This window comes from Lelliottia jeotgali (assembly GCF_016771845.1).
GTDB lineage: Bacteria > Pseudomonadota > Gammaproteobacteria > Enterobacterales > Enterobacteriaceae > Enterobacter > Enterobacter jeotgali.
Map to the genome: position 1 here is coordinate 30216 of NZ_JAENMQ010000014.1, position 18040 is coordinate 48255.

Sequence of the window (18040 nt, forward strand, 5' to 3'; positions counted from 1 at the left end):
TATGCTAGAAAAAAAACGAGCATGCAGGGGAGAACATGGGTTCCACAAAAAGAGGGATGCTGAATGTCCTGATCGCCGCCGTGTTATGGGGCAGTTCAGGCGTTTGCGCGCAGTACATCATGGAGAAGAGTCAGATTTCCTCGCCTTATCTGACCATGATTCGTCTGCTGTTTACCGGCGTAATTTTACTGACGCTCTCTTTCGTTCACGGCGACAAGATTTTCTCGGTCATCAAACATCGCAAAGATGCCATCAGCCTGCTAATTTTCTCGCTGGTGGGCGCGCTCACAGTGCAACTCACCTTCCTGCTGACGATTGAAAAATCCAACGCCGCCACCGCGACGGTCCTGCAGTTTCTCTCCCCGACCATTATCGTGGCCTGGTTTGCGCTGGCGCGGAAAAAACGGCCTGGGATGTTTGTTCTCGCAGCGATTTTGACGTCGCTTATCGGCACATTTTTACTGGTGACCCACGGCGATCCGACGTCGCTGTCGATCTCTCCGGAGGCGCTGTTCTTTGGTATCGCCTCGGCCTTCGCCGCTGCGTTTTACACCACCTATCCGTCGACGCTGATCGCCCGCTACGGCACGCTGCCGATTGTCGGCTGGAGTATGTTGATTGCAGGACTGATGCTGACGCCCTTCTACGCCGGGCGCGGCACCACCTTCGTGATCGACGGCAGCCTGCTGCTGGCCTTCTTCTATCTGGTGGTGATTGGCACCGCACTGACATTCAGCTTGTATCTGAAGGGCGCGCAGATGATTGGCGGGCCGAAGGCGAGCATTCTAAGCTGCGCCGAACCACTGAGCAGCGCTTTGCTGTCGGTGCTGCTGCTGGGCGTGGCGTTTACCCTGCCGGACTGGCTGGGGACACTGCTGATTGTCTCGTCGGTAGTACTGATTTCGATGGATTCACGCAGAAGAAGCTATCAGGGCTGATAGTGATAGCGGCACATCAGAATAGTCAGAGCAATGTCCGTGACGCCATAAACCAGGCGGTCAGTATCGTTGATACGCCGGGACCAGTAGCCCGACAGGTTCCCGCGCAAGGGTTCAGGTTTACCAAGCCCGGTAAACGGTTGACGCTTCGCATCATCAATCAATTTGTTGATTCTGCGAAGCGTCTTCTTGTCTTGCTCCTGCCACCACAGATAATCGTCCCAGCCGTTATCCGTCCATGTGAGCATCCTACTCATCAATCAGATCTCTCTCGCTGGTTTTACCGCTGTTTGCCTGAGCGATGGAATCCATCAGCCGTCTGGCATTGGCCGGGGAACTCATCAGATGGATGGTTTCCATCATCGAGTTGTAGTGCTGAAGGGACATCACCACCGCATCACCACCGTTACGGCGGCTGATAATGGTGGTTTCCACATTTTCATTCACGTCATCAAGCACATCTTTGAGTCGACTACGGGCTTCAGTAAAAGTCACAACCTGCATAAATCCTCCTGTACAACTTACGGTACAAGTATAAGGTGCGGGTGGTTATTTATCAATCAACGAACAGTCTCACTGAGACTTCACTTTCCCCGCCACCAGCAAGGCAGTCAACAGCATCAGCGTGCCGGATAAGACCAGCGGCGACAGCAGCCCCAGATTATCCAGCGCGTAGCCACCGATCGCCGCCCCGCAGGTGTTCGCCAGCTGAATCACCGCCACTTGAATGGACCCCGCTTTTTCCGCCTGATCGGCCAGAGAGCGGGTGATCCACGTTGACCAGCCTACTGGCACCAGCGCAAACGCAAAGCCCCAGATAATCGCAATCGTCGACGCCACCCACTTATCGCTGCCCCAGAAAATCAACACAGCGGCACTTACGGCCAGCACCAGCGGTGCACCCGCGAGCGCAATCTTGAGCGAACGTTTCAGGAACTGCGCCGAGAGCGATGTGCCGACAAAACTGGCAATCCCGAAACTCAGCAGCACCAACGTCAGGCCATCCACGTCAAAACCGGCCATAGTCATAAACACCGGGCGGATGTACGTGAAGAAGGCAAACTGACCCGCAAACGCCATAAAGATGGCGGTCATCCCCGCCATTACGCCGGGGCGTTTGAGCAGGCTAAACATGTTCTGTTTATGATGCGCCGCTTCCCCCGGCAGGGACGGCAGCGCTTTCCACACCCAGAAAATACACAGAATGCCCATGATCGCTGCGCCATTGAAAACGTTGCGCCAGCCGATAATCCCGCCCAAAAAACTGCCCAGCGGCGCGGCGATCACCAGCGCAATCGACACCGCTCCAAAGATCACCGACAGCGCTTTCGGCACTTTGCGCGCAGGCACCAGACGCATAGTCAGCGAGGCCGACATCGCCCAGAATCCGCCCAGCCCCAGACCCAGACAGGCGCGGCCCAGCAGTAACAGGGTAAAGTTATTGGCAAAAGAGACCAGTACGCAGGAAAGGGTGAGCAGCACGGCGAACAGAATCACTACCTTGCGGCGGTCAATGGTCCCGATAATCTGGGTGATAAACAGGCTGGAGAACATGGCGACAAACGCCGTGACGGTGACGGACTGGCCCGCCACGCCTTCGGAAATCCTCAGATCCTGGGCCATTGGCGTCAGCAGACTCACTGGCAGAAACTCCACGGTAATCAGGCAGGCGACGCAAAACGCCACGGCGAAAACTGCCGACCAGTTTGGTCGCAGCACCTCACTGGTGTGAGTCGTGGGCGTGGAGTGGATCTGTTCTGTCATGGCGTCACCTGAGGATAAAAACGTGAGGGAAAGTCGCGCAGTTTATCATCATAACTGTGACGGATTTAACGTTTTGACAACTTTTGTGGGTTTTTGTGCCCGGTGGCGCTGCGCTTGCACCGGCCTACGGGATCGGTAGGCCCGGTAAGCGCAGCGCCACCGGGCAGCAAGCCGCAGCGAAATAACTCAGTGTAAAAAGAACACGCCCCCTTCCGGCAGGAACAGCTGGTTATAGCGCAGCTGGAAGGCGTTGAACTCCTGCGGGTCCGGCTCCATCTCACGCATAAAACCCAGCGTCAGGCGGATTTGCGCGTCGGTAATGGGCGCTGCCAGACGTGCTTTGCGCAAAATCCGGTGCCAGGTGTGCATGTTCTCTTCGCTGCCATCGACGATGCAGACCTGCCAGATCAGCAACACCTGTGCGGCGTTTTGCAGATGAGCCTCGTCCGGGCGTTCCAGATAGCGGATAAACTCATTGCCTGCGGTTTTGCCAAACTGGTCAATCATCGATTCCAGCGGAACCGGCGTAATCCCCAGGCGTTCGCTGAGACGTTTGATCGCGCGGCGCGAATCGGACGTCAGAATGCGAAACCCGACAACAAACACCACAACCAGGGTGGCCAGCATTATCCAGACCATGCGCTCTCCTTAATGTAAGCCGCTCATGATATCGGGAAACGCGCGGGGCTGACAGCAGACTACACGATAAACTCAGCCGTAAAATAGCCGACTAATAGAGAGTTTCTTCCCTGGCTAATGAGTTATAGGGTACGAGGGTACCGTCTTTCTTCAAGACCATGCGGTCATTGCTACATGCCTCATTCGAGTACAGGTTGCACTTAATATCAATAGAAGGTTCTGTGATACCCACCATCTGCGTAACAAGGGGAATGAGATCGAAACCTGAGCGCGGCGCGGTAATTTTCTGACTCTCTTTCATACTTGAGGTTGTCACGAAAAGCGGGACATCATAATTATTTTGATACTTATCCGCGTGCTGCAGACGCTCCTCGCTTGCCCCCTTATCGACGACCATCAGCCCATGATCGGCAAAATACATCATTGCCCAACTGTTGGAGTTTTGGCCGAGCATCGCATAAACACGGCTAAGCAACGCGTCGGTATTCTTGATGCTTTGGACATAGCAAGATTCTTCTTTCGAGCGGAAGAACGTCTCGTACTGGCCGTTGGTGCGTACACAGGCGACGGGATGCGAGCCCATCAGGTGGATAAATATCGCTTTTTTCCCTTTGCGGTGTAGGGCATCTGACACCAGAGGCAGGATCTTCTCATCCGGGCTGTAGAGAAACTTGTTTGAAGAACCATTCTTAATAAAATGGTATTCATCAGCCTGCTTTCCTGCGAGCGAAACAGGACTGTCTGAGCTGCCAAACACTCCTTGATTGGAAATCCAGCTGGTGTGATAACCGCTTTTGTCGAGCAATCTGACAATGCTGTTATTGTATTCAATTTTCCCGTCTTTAAATCGGTACAACGAATGAGTTAAAGACAGTACTGTTGCTGGACCGCTTGAAATATAGTCAGTAAAAATGATTCCGGGGGTTGATTTTATAAACGTGGAATTATTTACAGGGAAACCATAAGCTGACATAAAATCACGACGAACGCTTTCCCCGATAATAATAACTACAGTTTCATAGCTATTGCCATGGATGTTATTTATCCAGTCATCGGGGGTTTTCACATTCTGTTCATAAAATTTTTTATCCGCATTTACTTGGTTATAGGCGTTGCGAGCATCATTCACGAATCGGATAGGAGGGTAATGTGAATCAAGCAGTGAATATTTATTTTCTTGATAGGCAGCCTTAATCGGAGTGCTAAAGAAGCACATAATACTGACCAGAGAAAGGATACGTGGCAACACGAATGAGGTTTTTGATTTCAGCAGACAACATGACAAGGAAGAAAGCAAAACAGACAATGCAATCAACCACTTCCACACTGAAATTGACAGCATAAACTCTAACGTTTCAGCTTTGTCGGTGTAGGCCATTGAGGTCATGGCATTCAGGTCTGGAGGGCCAAACGTTAAACCGACAGGACAATACAGGAACGCGATAACAGCCCCAGACATGCAGACGACGGAATATACAATTTTATTTTTTAATGTCAGCATTAAAATAAAAGTGAATACACTGTATGTCGTAGCCAGACCATAGCCAAAAGCAGAGTTGAAAAGAAACGCAAATACCATGTTCGCAAGAATGAACATGCCAGTAGGATTGATATTGTCACGCAACGACATTAGAGTTTTGCCCCAGAAATGGCGAAATAATGCAACTTAAGTTAAATCAATAAGATTTTCCTCAATATGTTATGGGAACTATCATGACATTGCCATTAAAATAAATATGCGATGGTTCAGCGCCCCTATTCAATAAATGTTGAGAGCAGCGCCAGACATAAAAAAGCCCGGCTCTAAGCCGGGCAAAAAGTTACCTGCACAATCAATCAAGCAGCTTTCAATTTCTGAATTCGTTTTTCGCGGCGAATTTTGCGCTCTTCCATCACTGCGACCATCGCCATCAGGCAGATGCAGGCGATAGCGGCGGCGTCCAGCGCGGCGAAGGTGCCCGCCCAGCCGGTCAGGCCGAAGACTGGCGTGCCGTCGGCGATCATCCCGAGACCCAGTTTGGCGAAGCTGTCGCCGATCAGATAGGCGAAGGTGCCTTTAATTCCATCGGCAGCGCCGATCGCTTTTTTTGGCACAAATCCAACCGCCGCAACACCGATCAGCAGCTGTGGGCCAAACACCAGGAAACCAAGTGCGAACAGGGACGCGAGGTAAATGTACTGATTGCTGGCGTGCTGATAGACACCCAGAGTAGCGATGATCAGCGCCAGCGCTACGCAGGCAACAAGCGCACGACGTCCATTCGCCAGATCCGAGAGCCAGCCCCACAGCAGCGTGCCGACAAGTGCACCCACTTCAAACAGGGTAAAGCCCTGAATCGCCACCTCTTTGGAGAGTTTCAGCTCCTGGAAGGCATACACGGTGGACCACTGGTCGATACCGATACGCACCACGTACAGGAAGATATTGGAGAAGCACAGCAGCCAGATGACTTTGTTTTTCAGCACGTACTCAACGAAGATCTGCCATTTGGTCATAGACTCGTCTTCGGCCTCTTTATCCTCTTCGCTCAGCTCTTCGCCAAACAGCTCTTCCGCTTTGCCCAGACCGTAGGATTCCGGGGAGTCGCTGCCGTAGCGCAGGCCGATAAAGCCGACAATCAGGGCGATAATCGACGGGAAGATAAACATACCGATCACGTGACCGTCGAACAGGAAGTTGGCGCCGAACAGCGCCACGCCTGCCGCACCCGCCCCGCCGAGGTTGTGGGAAATGTTCCACATACCGAGGTAGGTTCCGCGCTTGCGGCGCGGCGTCCATTTGGTGATCGTCGAGTAGCTGCACGACCCGCCGGTACTCTGGAAGAAGCCGCTCAGGGCGTAGAAAGCGATCATCATAAACAGGCTGACGGAGCCCGCGCCCATGCTGGCGCTAAAGCCGAGCATACAGATGGCGGAGAGGATCAGCATAAACGGCAGGAACTGCTTGGTGTTTTTACCGTCGGCGTAGTAGGAAACCAGGGTTTTGCCGACACCGTAAGTGATCGAGAAACCGAGGCCAATCATCCCCAGCTGCGTCATGCTCAGCCCGTAGGTGGAGATCATGTCGTTCTGGGCGATGTTGAAGTTTTTGCGGATCAGGTACATGGTCAGGTAGCCGATGAAGACCACCAGGTAGGACTGCATGAACGGCTTGAACCACATTTTGCGCCGCATCTCGAGCGGCAGATCCAGGGTCGGCTTGCGCACCTGGTTGAGAAAGGCCAGCATCAAAAACTCCTGATATGAATACCTGCGAATGGCAGGCATTGTAAAAATCAGCAGTCGCGTTGGCCTGAGACAGCGTCCAGGCGAAACCGAGAAAATTTCCTAGTTTTGCCCCACTCGGGGCAAAAAGGTGAGGCGTATCACGCTTCGTGAGTCTCGCGCGGAGCCTGAGCGTTCAAAAACGGCAGCAACAGCAGGGCAGAAATCCCCGCCGCGATGGCGATCACTGCGAAAAAACCGCTCCAGTGCCAGATGTCGATCACTCGCGCCAGCGGCCAGCCGGAAAGGGACGCGCCGAGATAGGCAAACAGACCGACAAACCCGGTCGCCGCACCCGCGGCCTCTTTGTGCGAACACTCCGCCGCCGCCATGCCGATCAGCATTTGCGGGCCGAAGACGAAGAATCCGGTGGTGAAAAAGCACGCCGCCTGCATCACGTAGCTGGCGAATGGCATCAGCCACAGCGAGCCGACGGAGAGTAAAATCCCGGCGGCAAAAATCAGGTTCATCGGGCCGCGGTTGCCGTTAAACAGTTTGTCCGATCCCCAGCCCGCCACCAGCGCGCCGATAAATCCGCCCAGCTCAAACATCGTCACCGCCGAGTTGGCGGTCACCAAATCGACGCCCAGCGTCTCGGACATGTACAGATTGCCCCAGTCGTTGATCGCCGCGCGCACCACGTAGACCAGCACGTAGCACAGAGAAAGCAGCCAGATATACGGGTTCAGGAGCACGTATTTGGTGAGGATCTCCTTGCGCGTCAGGCCCGCCCCCTCCTGCTGCTGGGCGATCTCCATCTCGTCATGACGCCAGTCGCCAACCGGCGGCAGGCCGACGGTTTCAGGCCGGTCGCGCAGGCGCCAGCACAGGAACAGCCCGGCGAAAATCGCCAGCGTTCCGGCAATCATCATCCCGGCGCGCCAGCCGTAGTGCAGCGCTGCCGCACCCACCACGATAGGGATCAGCGCCCCGCCGACGTTATGGGCGGTGTTCCAGATCGCCCACCAACCGCCGCGCTCGTTGCGGGAGTACCAGGCGGTGAGCAGACGCGCGCAGACGGGCGCGCCCCAGCCCTGGAAAAAGGCGTTCAGCGCCCACAGCAGAGCGAAGGCCCACAGCGAGGTGGAAAAACCAAACAGGATATTCACCACCCCGGTGGTGATCAGCCCTAATCCCATGAAATACCGGGCGTTGGAGCGGTCGCTGACGATCCCGGAGAAAAATTTCGACAGGCCGTAGGTGATGTAAAACAGCGTCGCCAGCAGGCCGATGTCTGTGCGCGTCATTACACCGCTGGCGAGAATTTCCGGCGCGGCGGCGTTGAAACTTTTACGGGTGAAGTAGAACAGGGCGTAACCCAGCCAGATGGTGGTCAGGATATGGCGTCGCCAGTAGCGGTAGCGCGCATCGATCTCGCATTTGTCGCCAATCGGTGCGGCGCTGGCGGGCGTTTTCAGAAAGGTAAACATCGTCGGTCCTTACGAGTAACGCAGCGGCAAATTCACGCTGACGCGAGTGCCGTGGGTGCAGGAGATCGTCAGCGTTCCGCCGAGCGCTGTGACGCGCTCACGCATTCCCGCCAGGCCAAAACCCTGCTGGCCGGAGCCGGGTGGCAGGCCGCAGCCGTCATCTTCAAGAACCAGCATCAGGCGGTCGTCCTGCTGCCAGCCCTGAAGCGTGACCGCGCTGGCGCTGGCGTGTTTGACGATATTGTTCAGCCCTTCCTGGCAGACGCGGAACAGCGTCACGCGCTGGCTTTCGCTCAGCCCCGATTCGTCGATCGCCCAGTCAATGTGGCTGACGATGCCCCTTCCTTCCAGCTCCATCTCGCGCATCAGAGAACGCACCGCCTGCTCAAGGGAGAGATCGTCCAGCTGGCGCGGGCGCAGTCGACCCAGCAGACGACGCACGGAATCATACACGCCGAGCGAGAGCTGTTCGATATGCGCCCCGCCCTGGCGGACGCCGATATTTTCCGGGGCCAGCCGCTGAACAATCCCCGCCTGAGTGCGAATGGCGGTGATGGTTTGGCCGATATCGTCGTGCAGTTCGCGCGCCACTTCCTGGCGCACGCTCTCTTCGGTTTCCAGTAAACGCTCCGCCAGACGGCGGTTGCGGGCCAGCTCGTTTTGCAGGGACTGGTTCAGCTCGCGCAGACGCTGGATCCCCGCACCCAGCAGCAGCCCGGTCAGGCTTTGCGCCAGCAGCGAGAGGAGTAAATCGACGGGATGATCATGCCACGTCTGGCTGGCAATCAGCGCAATGGCGTTCATCAGGGTGGCGATCAGCGCCCCCTGCCAGCCGTAGTGCCAGGCCAGGGCGATAATCGGCAGCGCCAGGCAGAACGGCGTAAAGCGGGAGAGTTCCGCCGGCAGGCCCAGCTGTAACCACAGGCTGACCACGAACAGCAGCAGATACCAGATGAGGTGCCGCGCGCGCCAGTTCACCGGCTGGGAGACCAGCGCCGGGCCGAGCGGTTGCCAGACGGTGCTGGTGAGATAGTGCCAGATAACCAGGCAGGTCGGGGCCAGCGTCAGCCCGCCGGTGAGGGTCAGCAGCAGGGCCGTGAGAGTGTCGGGTTTGCCGATCCACGGCAGAGACTGCAACAGCGCAGCGGCGATCAGCGCCCCGCCCTGACGCAGCAGCGTGCGCCAGTCGCGCTGATGGCGATAGCGGGAAATCAGCGCCACCGGGAGCAGCGTTAGCACGCCCCCGATCATCAATAATGGGAGATGCGCCAGCGCCACTTCCTGCGCCAGCCACACCAGCATGATCCACTCGGCGCCGAGCAAAACGGGCCAGTAGCCGCGCGGACATTGCAGCATCAGCCCCAGACGCAGGCCAAACGGAAACAGCAGCACCGCCAGCTCCGGGCGCTCGACCAGATGCAGGCTGATGCTCCACAGGCAAAACCAGGCGGCGGAGAAGATAAAAAAGCTGGCGACGACGGAGACCAGCCGCGAGAAGTAAGGACTCATTGCCAACCGTCAAACATGCGGCGGGCCAGCTCGACGTCATTGCTGACGCCGAGTTTTTCCATAAGATTGGCGCGATGGACGTGAACGGTTTTCGGTGACAGGCCCAGCTCGACGGCGATCTCTTTTACCGCCATCCCCTGCGCCAGTTTTTCCGCCACCTGTCGTTCGCGTTTGGTTAGCGGGTCCTGGCGTCCGGCGGCGAGCTTGATAGCGATATCGGGGGTGAGATAGCACCCGCCCGTGGCAACGGTGCGCACGGCGGAAATGAGTTCGTCCGGACTGCAGCGTTTGGAGAGAAACCCGCGCGCCCCGGCGTTGAGCGCCTGTTCGACCAGCGCCGGGCTGTCGTGCACCGAGAGCATGATCGTCGCCATCCCTTTCGGCAGCTGGCTGAGCAGCTCAAGCCCGGAGAGGTCCGGCATCGAGATATCGCAAATGCACACCTGCACCCCGCGCCCCGGCAGTCCGGCCAGCGCCTCGCGGCCTGAACCGAATTCAGCCACGACCTGAAAGTCCGCCTCCAGGCTCAGCAACTGGGCAAAACCGGAGCGGACGATAAGATGGTCGTCGATAAGGGCGATGGTGGTCATGTGGGTGTCCTGATGCCTGAAACGCCTGATGGCACTGCGCTTGTCAGGCCGACAACGGCAATGTCCAGCGCAGTGCTTTACGGCAAAGCCGCTTACCTTAACGATAAGCGCGTTGCCGTTCAAGCCTTGAGCGATTTACTCAAAAAACACCGCAATTTTATTAAACATGGTCGGATCGGACTGGTTGCGCACCACTTTGGTAACGTCTTCCAGTTTGTCGATTTGCGCCATCATCTGCTCGAGGCGCTGGTCGTCGTTCACCAGTAGCCAGATGCGGCTCTGATCGCTGCCCTGAATCGGCAGACACAGAATGCCTTCGACGTTGAACGCGCGGCGTGCGAACAGGCCACAGACGTGGGTCATGACGCCAGGGTGGTTGCGGACGGTGAGTTCGAGAATGACGTTATCGTATTGTTTTTGCATGGCTTATTCTCCCACCATCTCAGTATTGGCCGCACCCGGCGGGACCATTGGATACACTTTTTGTTCAGGGTCGATACGCACGTGAATCAGCGCCGGGCCAGGACGGGAAATCGCCGCCTGCAGGGCGGCCTGCGCGTCCTCTTCGGCGTTCAGATCGCAGATATGCAGGCCAAAACCGGCGGCAATCTGCATAAAGTTGATCATCCCCGGATAGGTCGCGGCGAACACGCCCTGCTTGTAGAACAGGCTCTGCTGCTGATGCACCAAGCCCAGCGCTTCGTTATTCATCAGGATGATTTTCACGTCGAGCTGGTTTTCCGCCGCCGTCGCCATCTCCTGAATATTCATCATCAGGCTGCCGTCACCGGAGAAGCAAATCACCTTGCGATCCGGGTTCGCCAGCGCCGCACCCACGGCAGCAGGCAGGCCGAAGCCCATCGTCCCCAGGCCGCCGGAGGTCAGCCACTGGCGCGGACGGTTCAGCGGATAGGCCTGGGCGGTCCACATCTGATGCTGGCCAACATCGGTGGTGATAATGGCGCTGTCATCCACGCAGGAGGCGACGGCGTTAATCAGGCCGTAATGGCTCAGCGGGTCACCTTCGGTTGGGATGGCGCTCGGGAACTCCTGTTGCAGTTGAGAAACCAGGGAGCGCCATTCGGCGTTGTCGGTAGCGTGGGTTTGCGGGATCAACTGGGCCAGCACTTCGCCCACGTCGCCCTGAATTGCCACGTGCGGCTGTTTGATTTTGCCCAGCTCGGCGCGGTCGATATCGACGTGGATGATTTTCGCGTTCGGGCAGAACTGCTCGGTTTTGCCAATCGCCCGGTCATCAAAACGTGCGCCAAGAACGATCAGTAAATCAGACTCTTGCAGAATAAAGTTGGTGCTGCGCGCGCCGTGCATCCCCAGCATGCCCAATGAGAGCGGGTGTGCTTTCGGCAGCATACCCAGCGCCATCAAGGTCATTGTGGTCGGCAGATTCGCTTTTTCGGCAAACTCACGCACCTGTTCAGAGGCGTTAATCGCCCCGCCGCCCAGATAGAGCACCGGGCGAATCGCTGCGTTGATCATCGCGGCGGCATCTTGCACGCTTTGGGCGCTGAATGCTGGTGCGGGAGCGCGGTCACCCGGCTCCGGGAATGTCTCGATGTCGATTTCAGCGGTTTGCACATCCTTAGGAATGTCTATCCACACCGGGCCTGGACGACCGGATTGCGCAATGCGGAACGCATCGGCGATCACCTGAGGTAACTCGGCGATATCGCGAACTAAATAGTTGTGCTTGGTGATGGGGATAGAGATGCCGTAGGTGTCGACTTCCTGAAACGCATCGGTGCCGATCATCGACGAAGGAACCTGGCCGGTAATGCAAATCAGCGGAATGGAGTCGAGGCGTGCGTCGGCAATCGCGGTGACCAGGTTGGTAGCGCCCGGTCCGCTACAGGCCATACAGACAGCGGGTTTGCCCTGAGTTCGCGCCATGCCCTGGGCGATAAATCCTGCCCCCTGCTCGTGGCGCGCCAGAACGTGGCGGATCTGCGTGCTTTGACTTAACGCGTCATACAGCGGCAGTACCGTACCGCCTGGAATACCCGAAACAATGGTAATACCCTGACGTTCCAGTAAATGAACGATTAATTGCGCGCCGGTAAAACGCGTCTTGCCAGATGTTGTGCCCGAACTTGCCATGCTCCAGTCCTTTTGTTCTGAGCCGACTTTCCGGGAGGCTTAAACTAAAAACCCCGCCGGTTTGCGCCGGCGGGGTTTTGGATTCGTGTGTTGATCCAGTCCCTACGGCGCGTTGCCGACGACCACCACCACACGTACGACGACCACTGCGGCAGGTTGCGCAGTTTTTAGTAGGGTCGACGCCATCATGGAAGTTGTCATTGAGGACCTGTGTTTAGAATCATTGATAGAATTTATACAAACACAGGTTTCAGATCCTGACAATGGAAATATTTTCATCCACCTGAATTTGCGTCAGGGATCACGTTTCGTTTGTCGAGTGATGAAAACAAAAAACCCCGCCGGAGCGAGGTTTTTTTTCAGGGTTTGCGGTTGGTTTCCGCGAACACACTGTGTTACGTCAACGCAAGAAGTATACGCGATCGGCTACGAAGGCGCAATTTTAGGTACTTTTTTTGATGATTCAGAGTATGGGTCACCCCGCCGAATTTGTCGACAAAATACTGTTCATGCATCCAGTATTTATCTATACTGATTTTGTTCGCAGTGAGTTACGGGGGCCGCAAACAGTAAACCGGCGCAACGAAGTCCTGGCTGAAACGGGTGGTGCCGTCAGTGCCTTAACCCCCAAATGAGCACACTGTGTTACGTCAACAAAGGTGCTGGCAACAGGCGGCGGAGAGGTACGCCAGCATCGTGCTCCTTCTGCCAGAAGGAGGCGCGTATGGGCGTCGTGGATACGATCATTCTTATCCTGAAACTCATTGTTGCAGTACTGCAACTGCTTGATGCTGTCCTGAAATACCTGCGGTAAATCGGGTTCAAGTCGCACCAGAGAGGGGCGGGCAACCGCCCCTCTTTAACATCTGCACAGTGGCAACATAAGTTGCCGAGATCGTTTACAAATCCTGCCTGTTTTCGTTCAACCATTCACCTCAGAGATGCTTAATTTGTCATCTCTTTGTGGTAGATTCCTCGCGCATTTATGGTAATGCGCAGTCACTTATTCTTTATTTATCTCTTTTTGCAAAAGTATTCAGCGACATGAAAAAGCAAAGGAACGTTAATTTACTGTTGATGCTGGTGTTACTGGTGGCCGTCGGTCAGATGGCGCAGACCATTTATATCCCGGCGATTGCAGACATGGCGAAGGAGCTCAGCGTCCGCGAAGGCGCGGTGCAGAGCGTGATGGCCGCCTATTTGCTGACTTACGGCGTCTCGCAGCTTTTCTACGGTCCGCTCTCTGACCGCGTCGGACGCCGCCCGGTGATCCTGGTCGGTATGACGATTTTCATGATCGCCACGGTGATTGCGATGACCACCCACAACCTGACAATTCTGATTGCTGCCAGCGCCTTGCAGGGCATGGGGACCGGCGTCGGCGGGGTGATGGCGCGAACGTTGCCGCGCGATTTGTACGAAGGCTCGCAGCTTCGCCATGCCAACAGCCTGCTGAATATGGGTATTCTGGTCAGCCCGCTGCTGGCTCCGCTGATTGGCGGCGTGCTGGACAGCATCTGGTCGTGGCGCGCCTGTTACGCTTTCCTGCTGGTGCTGTGCATTATCGTCACCTTCAGCATGGCGCGCTGGATGCCGGAAACGCGCCCGACCGGCGCACCGCGCACGAAGCTTATCGCCAACTACAAAACGCTGTTCGGCAACGGGGCATTCACCTGTTATCTGCTGATGCTGATTGGCGGTCTGGCGGGGATTGCGGTGTTTGAAGCCTGTTCTGGCGTGTTACTCGGCGCGGGCCTGGGGCTGAGCAGCATGGTGGTGAGTATTCTGTTTATTCTGCCTATCCCGGCGGCGTTCTTCGGCGCGTGGTTTGCCGGTCGCCCAAACAAACGTTTTTCCACCCTGATGTGGCAGTCGGTGATGAGCTGCCTGCTGGCTGGCGTGATGATGTGGGTACCGGGGCTGCTCGGCGTGATGACCGTCTGGACGCTGCTGATCCCGGCTGCACTGTTCTTCTTCGGCGCGGGGATGCTCTTCCCGCTGGCGACCAGCGGCGCGATGGAGCCATTCCCGTTCCTCGCAGGCACTGCGGGCGCACTGGTCGGTGGGCTGCAAAACATCGGTTCCGGCGCGCTGGCCTGGCTCTCCGCCATGATGCCGCAAACCGGTCAGGCTAGCCTTGGCCTGCTGATGACACTGATGGGGCTACTGATTTTGCTGTGCTGGCTGCCGCTGGCGTCGCGTGAGCCGCATCACGAGCAGACGATTTAATCACATGATGGCCCGGCTTCTCGTCGGGCTTTTCACATACCGGGGTGAGCATGGCCTGTAGCAACGGCTCTGGCCCCGCTCGCCACGCCCCTTCTTCCCCGTCGTAAAACTGGAAATCTGCGTTAATCGCGTACGGGATTTTGGCTTTTTGCAGCTCGCAGGCCATAAAACTGGCGAATGCCATCTGCGGTGCCGTCGGCGTCACGCGGCTGGATTCTCCCACGCCCCAGCCGCCAACCCAGCTCACGTGTCCGGTTTTTTGCTGCCAGCGCAGGGCGGTATTGATCCGGCTGCGAATCGCCGATTTCTCGGCGGCGGTGCCTGACGTCCAGGGGTATTTACCGTTGTTCTTGAGCGGTCCCCACGGGAAGATGTGCCATTCGGCCAACACATAATTTTGGCTGTGGGCAGGCAGTTTGAGGCTGGTAAGATCTTCCGGTGCCGCGCGCAGGCGCGGGGCGACAAAAATCATGCGATCGGCATCGATGGCGTGAATCGCTTTGATCGTTTTATCGTAGACGCGGTTGAGGGACGCGATGTTGTGATTCAGCTTGTCCGCCGGCTCGTAGATCAGGTCAAACCCGAGCAGCGGCGAGCTTTTCTCAAAGTAGTGCGCCACAGCAATCCACCAGTTCACCACCTCTTTTTCGTTATCCGCTTTCGGGTCGTTTTTGTACTCATCCGCCTGATAGGCAATGACCGGGATCACGCCGTACTGGTCGCAGGCTTCCACCAGTTTGCGCAGGTGAATCAGCCGCGCTTCGGTAGGCTCACCGGCCACGCGAATCCGCACATGGGTAAAGCCCTTGGCCTTAAAATCACGCACTTCCAGCGGGTCGAACTCACGAATGCCGCGCTCGGTGCGCGCCCAGTCGACGTCGATACCCACGCCGAGCTGCTGCGCGTAGCGCGCAGCCGTCAGCGGAGGCTCAGCGGCAAACACCCAGCCAGAGGAGAAAATCAGCGCAGCGGCGATCAAAGGCTTTAACACGGTTAACCTTGCGAAAAATCGAAAGCAATAGGCTGTATTTAGCACGCTTTTCGCCGTTTGGTGTAGAGGCGAAGCGTAATAATTCTTCATCCCACCTGACTTTTTAGCCAGGCGATAAAGGCATCAATTTTGGGCCACTGCCTGCCGGAGAGGGTCGAGACGTAGTAGTGCTGATGGCATTTCAGGGTTTTATCGCCGAACGGCGCGATCAATTCCCCACGCTCAAGGCGTTTTTGCACCAGCCGTTTACGCCCCATCGCCACGCCAACGTGATTCATTGCCGCGATAACCGCTAAATCCGAACGATCGAAACCAATACCCGACGATGGCGGCAGATTCACCGCAAAGTGCTGCGCCCAGCCAAACCATTCGTCGGTACCAGAGTCATTGCTCCACGCCTGTCGGTCATGCAACAACGTGCAATGACGGAGATTATCGGGGTTTTTTATCAGCTCATGCTCGCGCGCGTATTCCGGGGTGCAGACCGGCAGGATCGCCTCGTCCATCAGAAAATGATGGGAAAGCTGAGTTGGCGGTGTATCGTCGAAATAGAGCGCCAGATCGATACCCGTTCGCTGCATATTCGGATAATCGTTGCCTGTCAGAATGGTCAGGGAGATCGACGGATAGCGGCGGGTGAAGTCCCCGAGCATGGGAACCAGCCAGCATTGGGCGATAGACGGGCGCGAATAGACGGTCAGCGTGCCGGAGAGCGCCTGATTTTTGATGTCGAGGATCTCCTGATTCAGGGTATCCAGCGACGATTTCAGCGTCCAGAACACGCGCTTTCCCTCCGTCGTCAGTTCCACCTTGCGGTGCGAGCGGACGAACAGCTGAATGCCCAGCTCTTCTTCCAGCAGGTTGATGCGATGGCTGACGGCGCTCGGGCTGAGCGACAACTCTTCCGCCGCCAGCGCGAAGGACTCGTGCCGGGCTGCCACTTCAAAGGTGTACATTTTCGACAGCTGCCAGCCGTTCAGCAGGCGATTTCCGACCTCGTTCTCATCGTTCATGGCGACTTTTTTCTCTCTCCAGACTCATTTCACTGCGCCCAGAATACCGCTTCTGGATGAATTTATGTGAACCAACCCCGTAATAAGTGCGCTTTTTAGAACGACGTCACTCACTTGATCCAATCTGGCTCACCTGAACGGCAATTTATATCGTTTGTCAGCCGATGCCGTTTTTTCGTCCAATAGCCGCAGATAACTTAAGGGTGAGGTGAGATATGGGATCTCAGATGTGGGTTGTGGCGACGCTGCTGGCAAGCATCGTGTTGATTGTATTAACCATCGTAAAACTGAAGTTTCACCCGTTTCTGGCGCTGCTGCTGGCGAGCTTTTTTGTCGGCGCGATGATGGGTATGAGCCCGCTGGATATGGTCAACGCCATTGAGAGCGGCATCGGCGGCACGCTAGGATTCCTCGCAGCGGTGATTGGCCTGGGCACCATTCTCGGCAAAATGATGGAAGTGTCCGGCGCGGCGGAGCGCATCGGCCTGACGCTCCAGCGCTGCCGCTGGCTCTCCGTCGACGTGATTATGGTGCTGGTTGGGCTGATCTGCGGTATCACGCTGTTTGTCGAAGTGGGCGTGGTGTTGCTGATCCCGCTGGCGTTTTCGATTGCCAAAAAGACCCAAACCTCGCTGCTTAAACTGGCGATCCCGCTGTGTACCGCGTTGATGGCGGTGCACTGCGTGGTGCCTCCGCACCCGGCGGCGCTGTTTGTGACCAACAAACTGGGCGCGGACGTGGGCACGGTGATTGTTTACGGTCTGATGGTCGGGCTGATGGCATCCCTAGTGGGTGGCCCGCTGTTCCTGAAACTGCTCGGCGATCGCCTGCCGTTCAAGCCGGTTCCGGCGGAATTTTCTGACCTGAAAGTGCGCGAAGAACACACGCTGCCGACGCTGGGTGCCACGCTGTTTACCGTTCTACTGCCGATTGGCCTGATGCTGGTAAAAACCATCGCCGAGCTGAACATGGCCAAAACTGGCTCGCTGTACACGCTGCTGGAATTTATCGGCAACCCGATCACCGCCATGTTTATCGCCGTGTTTGTGGCCTATTACCTGCTCGGGATTCGCCAGCATATCGGCATGAGCGCCCTACTGAAGCACACGGAAACCGGCTTTGGTTCAATTGCCAACATCCTGCTGATCATCGGTGCGGGCGGGGCGTTTAACGCCATCCTCAAAACCAGCGGGCTGGCCGATACCCTGGCGCTGATTTTATCGAATATGCACATGCACCCGATTCTGCTGGCGTGGCTAGTGGCGTTGATTCTGCATGCGGCGGTCGGTTCCGCCACCGTGGCGATGATGGGGGCGACGGCGATTGTGGCCCCGATGCTGCCGCTCTATCCCAACGTTAGCCCGGAGATTATCGCCATTGCCATCGGTTCCGGCGCTATTGGCTGCACGATCGTGACGGATTCTCTGTTCTGGCTAGTGAAGCAATACTGCGGCGCGACCCTGAATGAGACTTTCAAATACTATACAACGGCGACATTTATCGCCTCGGTACTTGCACTTGGCTGCACGTTCCTGCTTTCTTTCATTATCTAAGCGCG

Annotated in this window: 18 protein-coding genes; 4 read left to right on the forward strand and 14 right to left on the reverse strand. The window is 56.6% G+C overall.

What is annotated here, in order from left to right:
* The first annotated feature begins 35 nt into the window (after positions 1-35).
* The gene (locus JBO43_RS19995; RefSeq protein WP_202674911.1) at positions 36-938 is read left to right on the forward strand and encodes an EamA family transporter; all 903 of its coding nucleotides are present in this window, start codon (positions 36-38) and stop codon (positions 936-938) included.
* Here JBO43_RS19995 and JBO43_RS20000 read toward each other — a convergent pair.
* The 12 genes from JBO43_RS20000 to ivbL all read right to left on the reverse strand — a co-directional run bounded on the left by JBO43_RS20000 (position 929) and on the right by ivbL (position 12450).
* Positions 929-1195: a Txe/YoeB family addiction module toxin gene (locus JBO43_RS20000; RefSeq protein WP_095280043.1), complete on the reverse strand. Its 267-nt coding sequence runs from the start codon at positions 1193-1195 to the stop codon at positions 929-931. The genes JBO43_RS19995 and JBO43_RS20000 overlap by 10 nt on opposite strands.
* Positions 1188-1442 (reverse strand): type II toxin-antitoxin system Phd/YefM family antitoxin, encoded by a 255-nt coding sequence (locus tag JBO43_RS20005; protein ID WP_095280041.1) that lies wholly within the window; start codon positions 1440-1442, stop codon positions 1188-1190. Before JBO43_RS20005 ends, JBO43_RS20000 begins: the two co-directional genes overlap by 8 nt.
* Before the next feature lie 69 nt (positions 1443-1511).
* Entirely contained in the window at positions 1512-2702 is a 1191-nt protein-coding gene (nepI, locus tag JBO43_RS20010; RefSeq protein ID WP_202674912.1) for a purine ribonucleoside efflux pump NepI, read from the reverse strand.
* Between the two features lie 186 nt (positions 2703-2888).
* Positions 2889-3341 carry a DUF1198 domain-containing protein gene (locus JBO43_RS20015; protein WP_202674913.1) on the reverse strand — a complete coding sequence of 151 codons (453 nt, stop codon included), beginning with the start codon at positions 3339-3341 and terminating at the stop codon, positions 2889-2891.
* Positions 3342-3432: 91 nt separating this feature from the next.
* Positions 3433-4971: a phosphoethanolamine transferase gene (locus tag JBO43_RS20020; RefSeq protein WP_202674914.1), complete on the reverse strand. Its 1539-nt coding sequence runs from the start codon at positions 4969-4971 to the stop codon at positions 3433-3435.
* Positions 4972-5177: 206 nt separating this feature from the next.
* Entirely contained in the window at positions 5178-6569 is a 1392-nt protein-coding gene (gene uhpT / locus JBO43_RS20025; RefSeq protein ID WP_103947827.1) for a hexose-6-phosphate:phosphate antiporter UhpT, read from the reverse strand.
* A gap of 137 nt (positions 6570-6706) precedes the next feature.
* Positions 6707-8035 (reverse strand): MFS transporter, encoded by a 1329-nt coding sequence (gene uhpC / locus JBO43_RS20030; protein WP_202674915.1) that lies wholly within the window; start codon positions 8033-8035, stop codon positions 6707-6709.
* Between the two features lie 9 nt (positions 8036-8044).
* A complete protein-coding gene (uhpB, locus tag JBO43_RS20035; RefSeq protein ID WP_103950150.1) occupies positions 8045-9544 on the reverse strand; it encodes a signal transduction histidine-protein kinase/phosphatase UhpB in 1500 nt (499 codons plus the stop codon).
* Positions 9541-10134 carry a response regulator transcription factor UhpA gene (gene uhpA, locus JBO43_RS20040; RefSeq protein ID WP_095280027.1) on the reverse strand — a complete coding sequence of 198 codons (594 nt, stop codon included), beginning with the start codon at positions 10132-10134 and terminating at the stop codon, positions 9541-9543. Before uhpA ends, uhpB begins: the two co-directional genes overlap by 4 nt.
* Before the next feature lie 135 nt (positions 10135-10269).
* Complete coding sequence (gene ilvN, locus JBO43_RS20045) at positions 10270-10557, reverse strand: acetolactate synthase small subunit (RefSeq protein WP_095280025.1); 288 nt, start codon at positions 10555-10557, stop codon at positions 10270-10272.
* Positions 10558-10560: 3 nt separating this feature from the next.
* On the reverse strand, positions 10561-12249 hold the full coding sequence (ilvB, locus tag JBO43_RS20050; RefSeq protein WP_202674916.1) for an acetolactate synthase large subunit: 1689 nt from the start codon (positions 12247-12249) through the stop codon (positions 10561-10563).
* 102 nt (positions 12250-12351) lie between these two features.
* Positions 12352-12450: an ilvB operon leader peptide IvbL gene (gene ivbL, locus JBO43_RS20055; RefSeq protein WP_100778255.1), complete on the reverse strand. Its 99-nt coding sequence runs from the start codon at positions 12448-12450 to the stop codon at positions 12352-12354.
* Positions 12451-12973: 523 nt separating this feature from the next.
* Here ivbL and tisB point away from each other — a divergent pair.
* Together tisB and emrD are read left to right on the forward strand one after the other, a co-directional pair.
* Entirely contained in the window at positions 12974-13063 is a 90-nt protein-coding gene (gene tisB / locus JBO43_RS20060; protein ID WP_095280019.1) for a type I toxin-antitoxin system toxin TisB, read from the forward strand.
* A gap of 230 nt (positions 13064-13293) precedes the next feature.
* The gene (gene emrD / locus JBO43_RS20065) at positions 13294-14478 is read left to right on the forward strand and encodes a multidrug efflux MFS transporter EmrD (RefSeq protein WP_095284134.1); all 1185 of its coding nucleotides are present in this window, start codon (positions 13294-13296) and stop codon (positions 14476-14478) included.
* On the opposite strand, the gene JBO43_RS20070 is transcribed toward emrD, so the two are convergent.
* On the reverse strand, positions 14381-15469 hold the full coding sequence (locus JBO43_RS20070; RefSeq protein ID WP_095280017.1) for a cellulase family glycosylhydrolase: 1089 nt from the start codon (positions 15467-15469) through the stop codon (positions 14381-14383). The genes emrD and JBO43_RS20070 overlap by 98 nt on opposite strands.
* Positions 15470-15555: 86 nt before the next feature.
* Positions 15556-16482: a DNA-binding transcriptional regulator DsdC gene (dsdC, locus tag JBO43_RS20075; protein WP_095280015.1), complete on the reverse strand. Its 927-nt coding sequence runs from the start codon at positions 16480-16482 to the stop codon at positions 15556-15558.
* A gap of 215 nt (positions 16483-16697) precedes the next feature.
* On the opposite strand from dsdC, the gene dsdX reads away from it, so the two are divergent.
* A complete protein-coding gene (gene dsdX, locus JBO43_RS20080; RefSeq protein ID WP_095280013.1) occupies positions 16698-18035 on the forward strand; it encodes a D-serine transporter DsdX in 1338 nt (445 codons plus the stop codon).
* The last annotated feature ends 5 nt before the right edge of the window (positions 18036-18040 follow it).

What these genes read in the sequence shown, in the direction of transcription:
- JBO43_RS19995 (WP_202674911.1), top strand. Translation starts at nt 36, where the DNA reads ATGGGTTCCACAAAAAGAGGGATGCTGAATGTCCTGATCGCCGCCGTG.
- JBO43_RS20000 (WP_095280043.1), bottom strand. Translation starts at nt 1,195, where the DNA reads ATGAGTAGGATGCTCACATGGACGGATAACGGCTGGGACGATTATCTG.
- JBO43_RS20005 (WP_095280041.1), bottom strand. Translation starts at nt 1,442, where the DNA reads ATGCAGGTTGTGACTTTTACTGAAGCCCGTAGTCGACTCAAAGATGTG.
- nepI (WP_202674912.1), bottom strand. Translation starts at nt 2,702, where the DNA reads ATGACAGAACAGATCCACTCCACGCCCACGACTCACACCAGTGAGGTG.
- JBO43_RS20015 (WP_202674913.1), bottom strand. Translation starts at nt 3,341, where the DNA reads ATGGTCTGGATAATGCTGGCCACCCTGGTTGTGGTGTTTGTTGTCGGG.
- JBO43_RS20020 (WP_202674914.1), bottom strand. Translation starts at nt 4,971, where the DNA reads ATGTCGTTGCGTGACAATATCAATCCTACTGGCATGTTCATTCTTGCG.
- uhpT (WP_103947827.1), bottom strand. Translation starts at nt 6,569, where the DNA reads ATGCTGGCCTTTCTCAACCAGGTGCGCAAGCCGACCCTGGATCTGCCG.
- uhpC (WP_202674915.1), bottom strand. Translation starts at nt 8,035, where the DNA reads ATGTTTACCTTTCTGAAAACGCCCGCCAGCGCCGCACCGATTGGCGAC.
- uhpB (WP_103950150.1), bottom strand. Translation starts at nt 9,544, where the DNA reads ATGAGTCCTTACTTCTCGCGGCTGGTCTCCGTCGTCGCCAGCTTTTTT.
- uhpA (WP_095280027.1), bottom strand. Translation starts at nt 10,134, where the DNA reads ATGACCACCATCGCCCTTATCGACGACCATCTTATCGTCCGCTCCGGT.
- ilvN (WP_095280025.1), bottom strand. Translation starts at nt 10,557, where the DNA reads ATGCAAAAACAATACGATAACGTCATTCTCGAACTCACCGTCCGCAAC.
- ilvB (WP_202674916.1), bottom strand. Translation starts at nt 12,249, where the DNA reads ATGGCAAGTTCGGGCACAACATCTGGCAAGACGCGTTTTACCGGCGCG.
- ivbL (WP_100778255.1), bottom strand. Translation starts at nt 12,450, where the DNA reads ATGACAACTTCCATGATGGCGTCGACCCTACTAAAAACTGCGCAACCT.
- tisB (WP_095280019.1), top strand. Translation starts at nt 12,974, where the DNA reads ATGGGCGTCGTGGATACGATCATTCTTATCCTGAAACTCATTGTTGCA.
- emrD (WP_095284134.1), top strand. Translation starts at nt 13,294, where the DNA reads ATGAAAAAGCAAAGGAACGTTAATTTACTGTTGATGCTGGTGTTACTG.
- dsdC (WP_095280015.1), bottom strand. Translation starts at nt 16,482, where the DNA reads ATGAACGATGAGAACGAGGTCGGAAATCGCCTGCTGAACGGCTGGCAG.
- dsdX (WP_095280013.1), top strand. Translation starts at nt 16,698, where the DNA reads ATGGGATCTCAGATGTGGGTTGTGGCGACGCTGCTGGCAAGCATCGTG.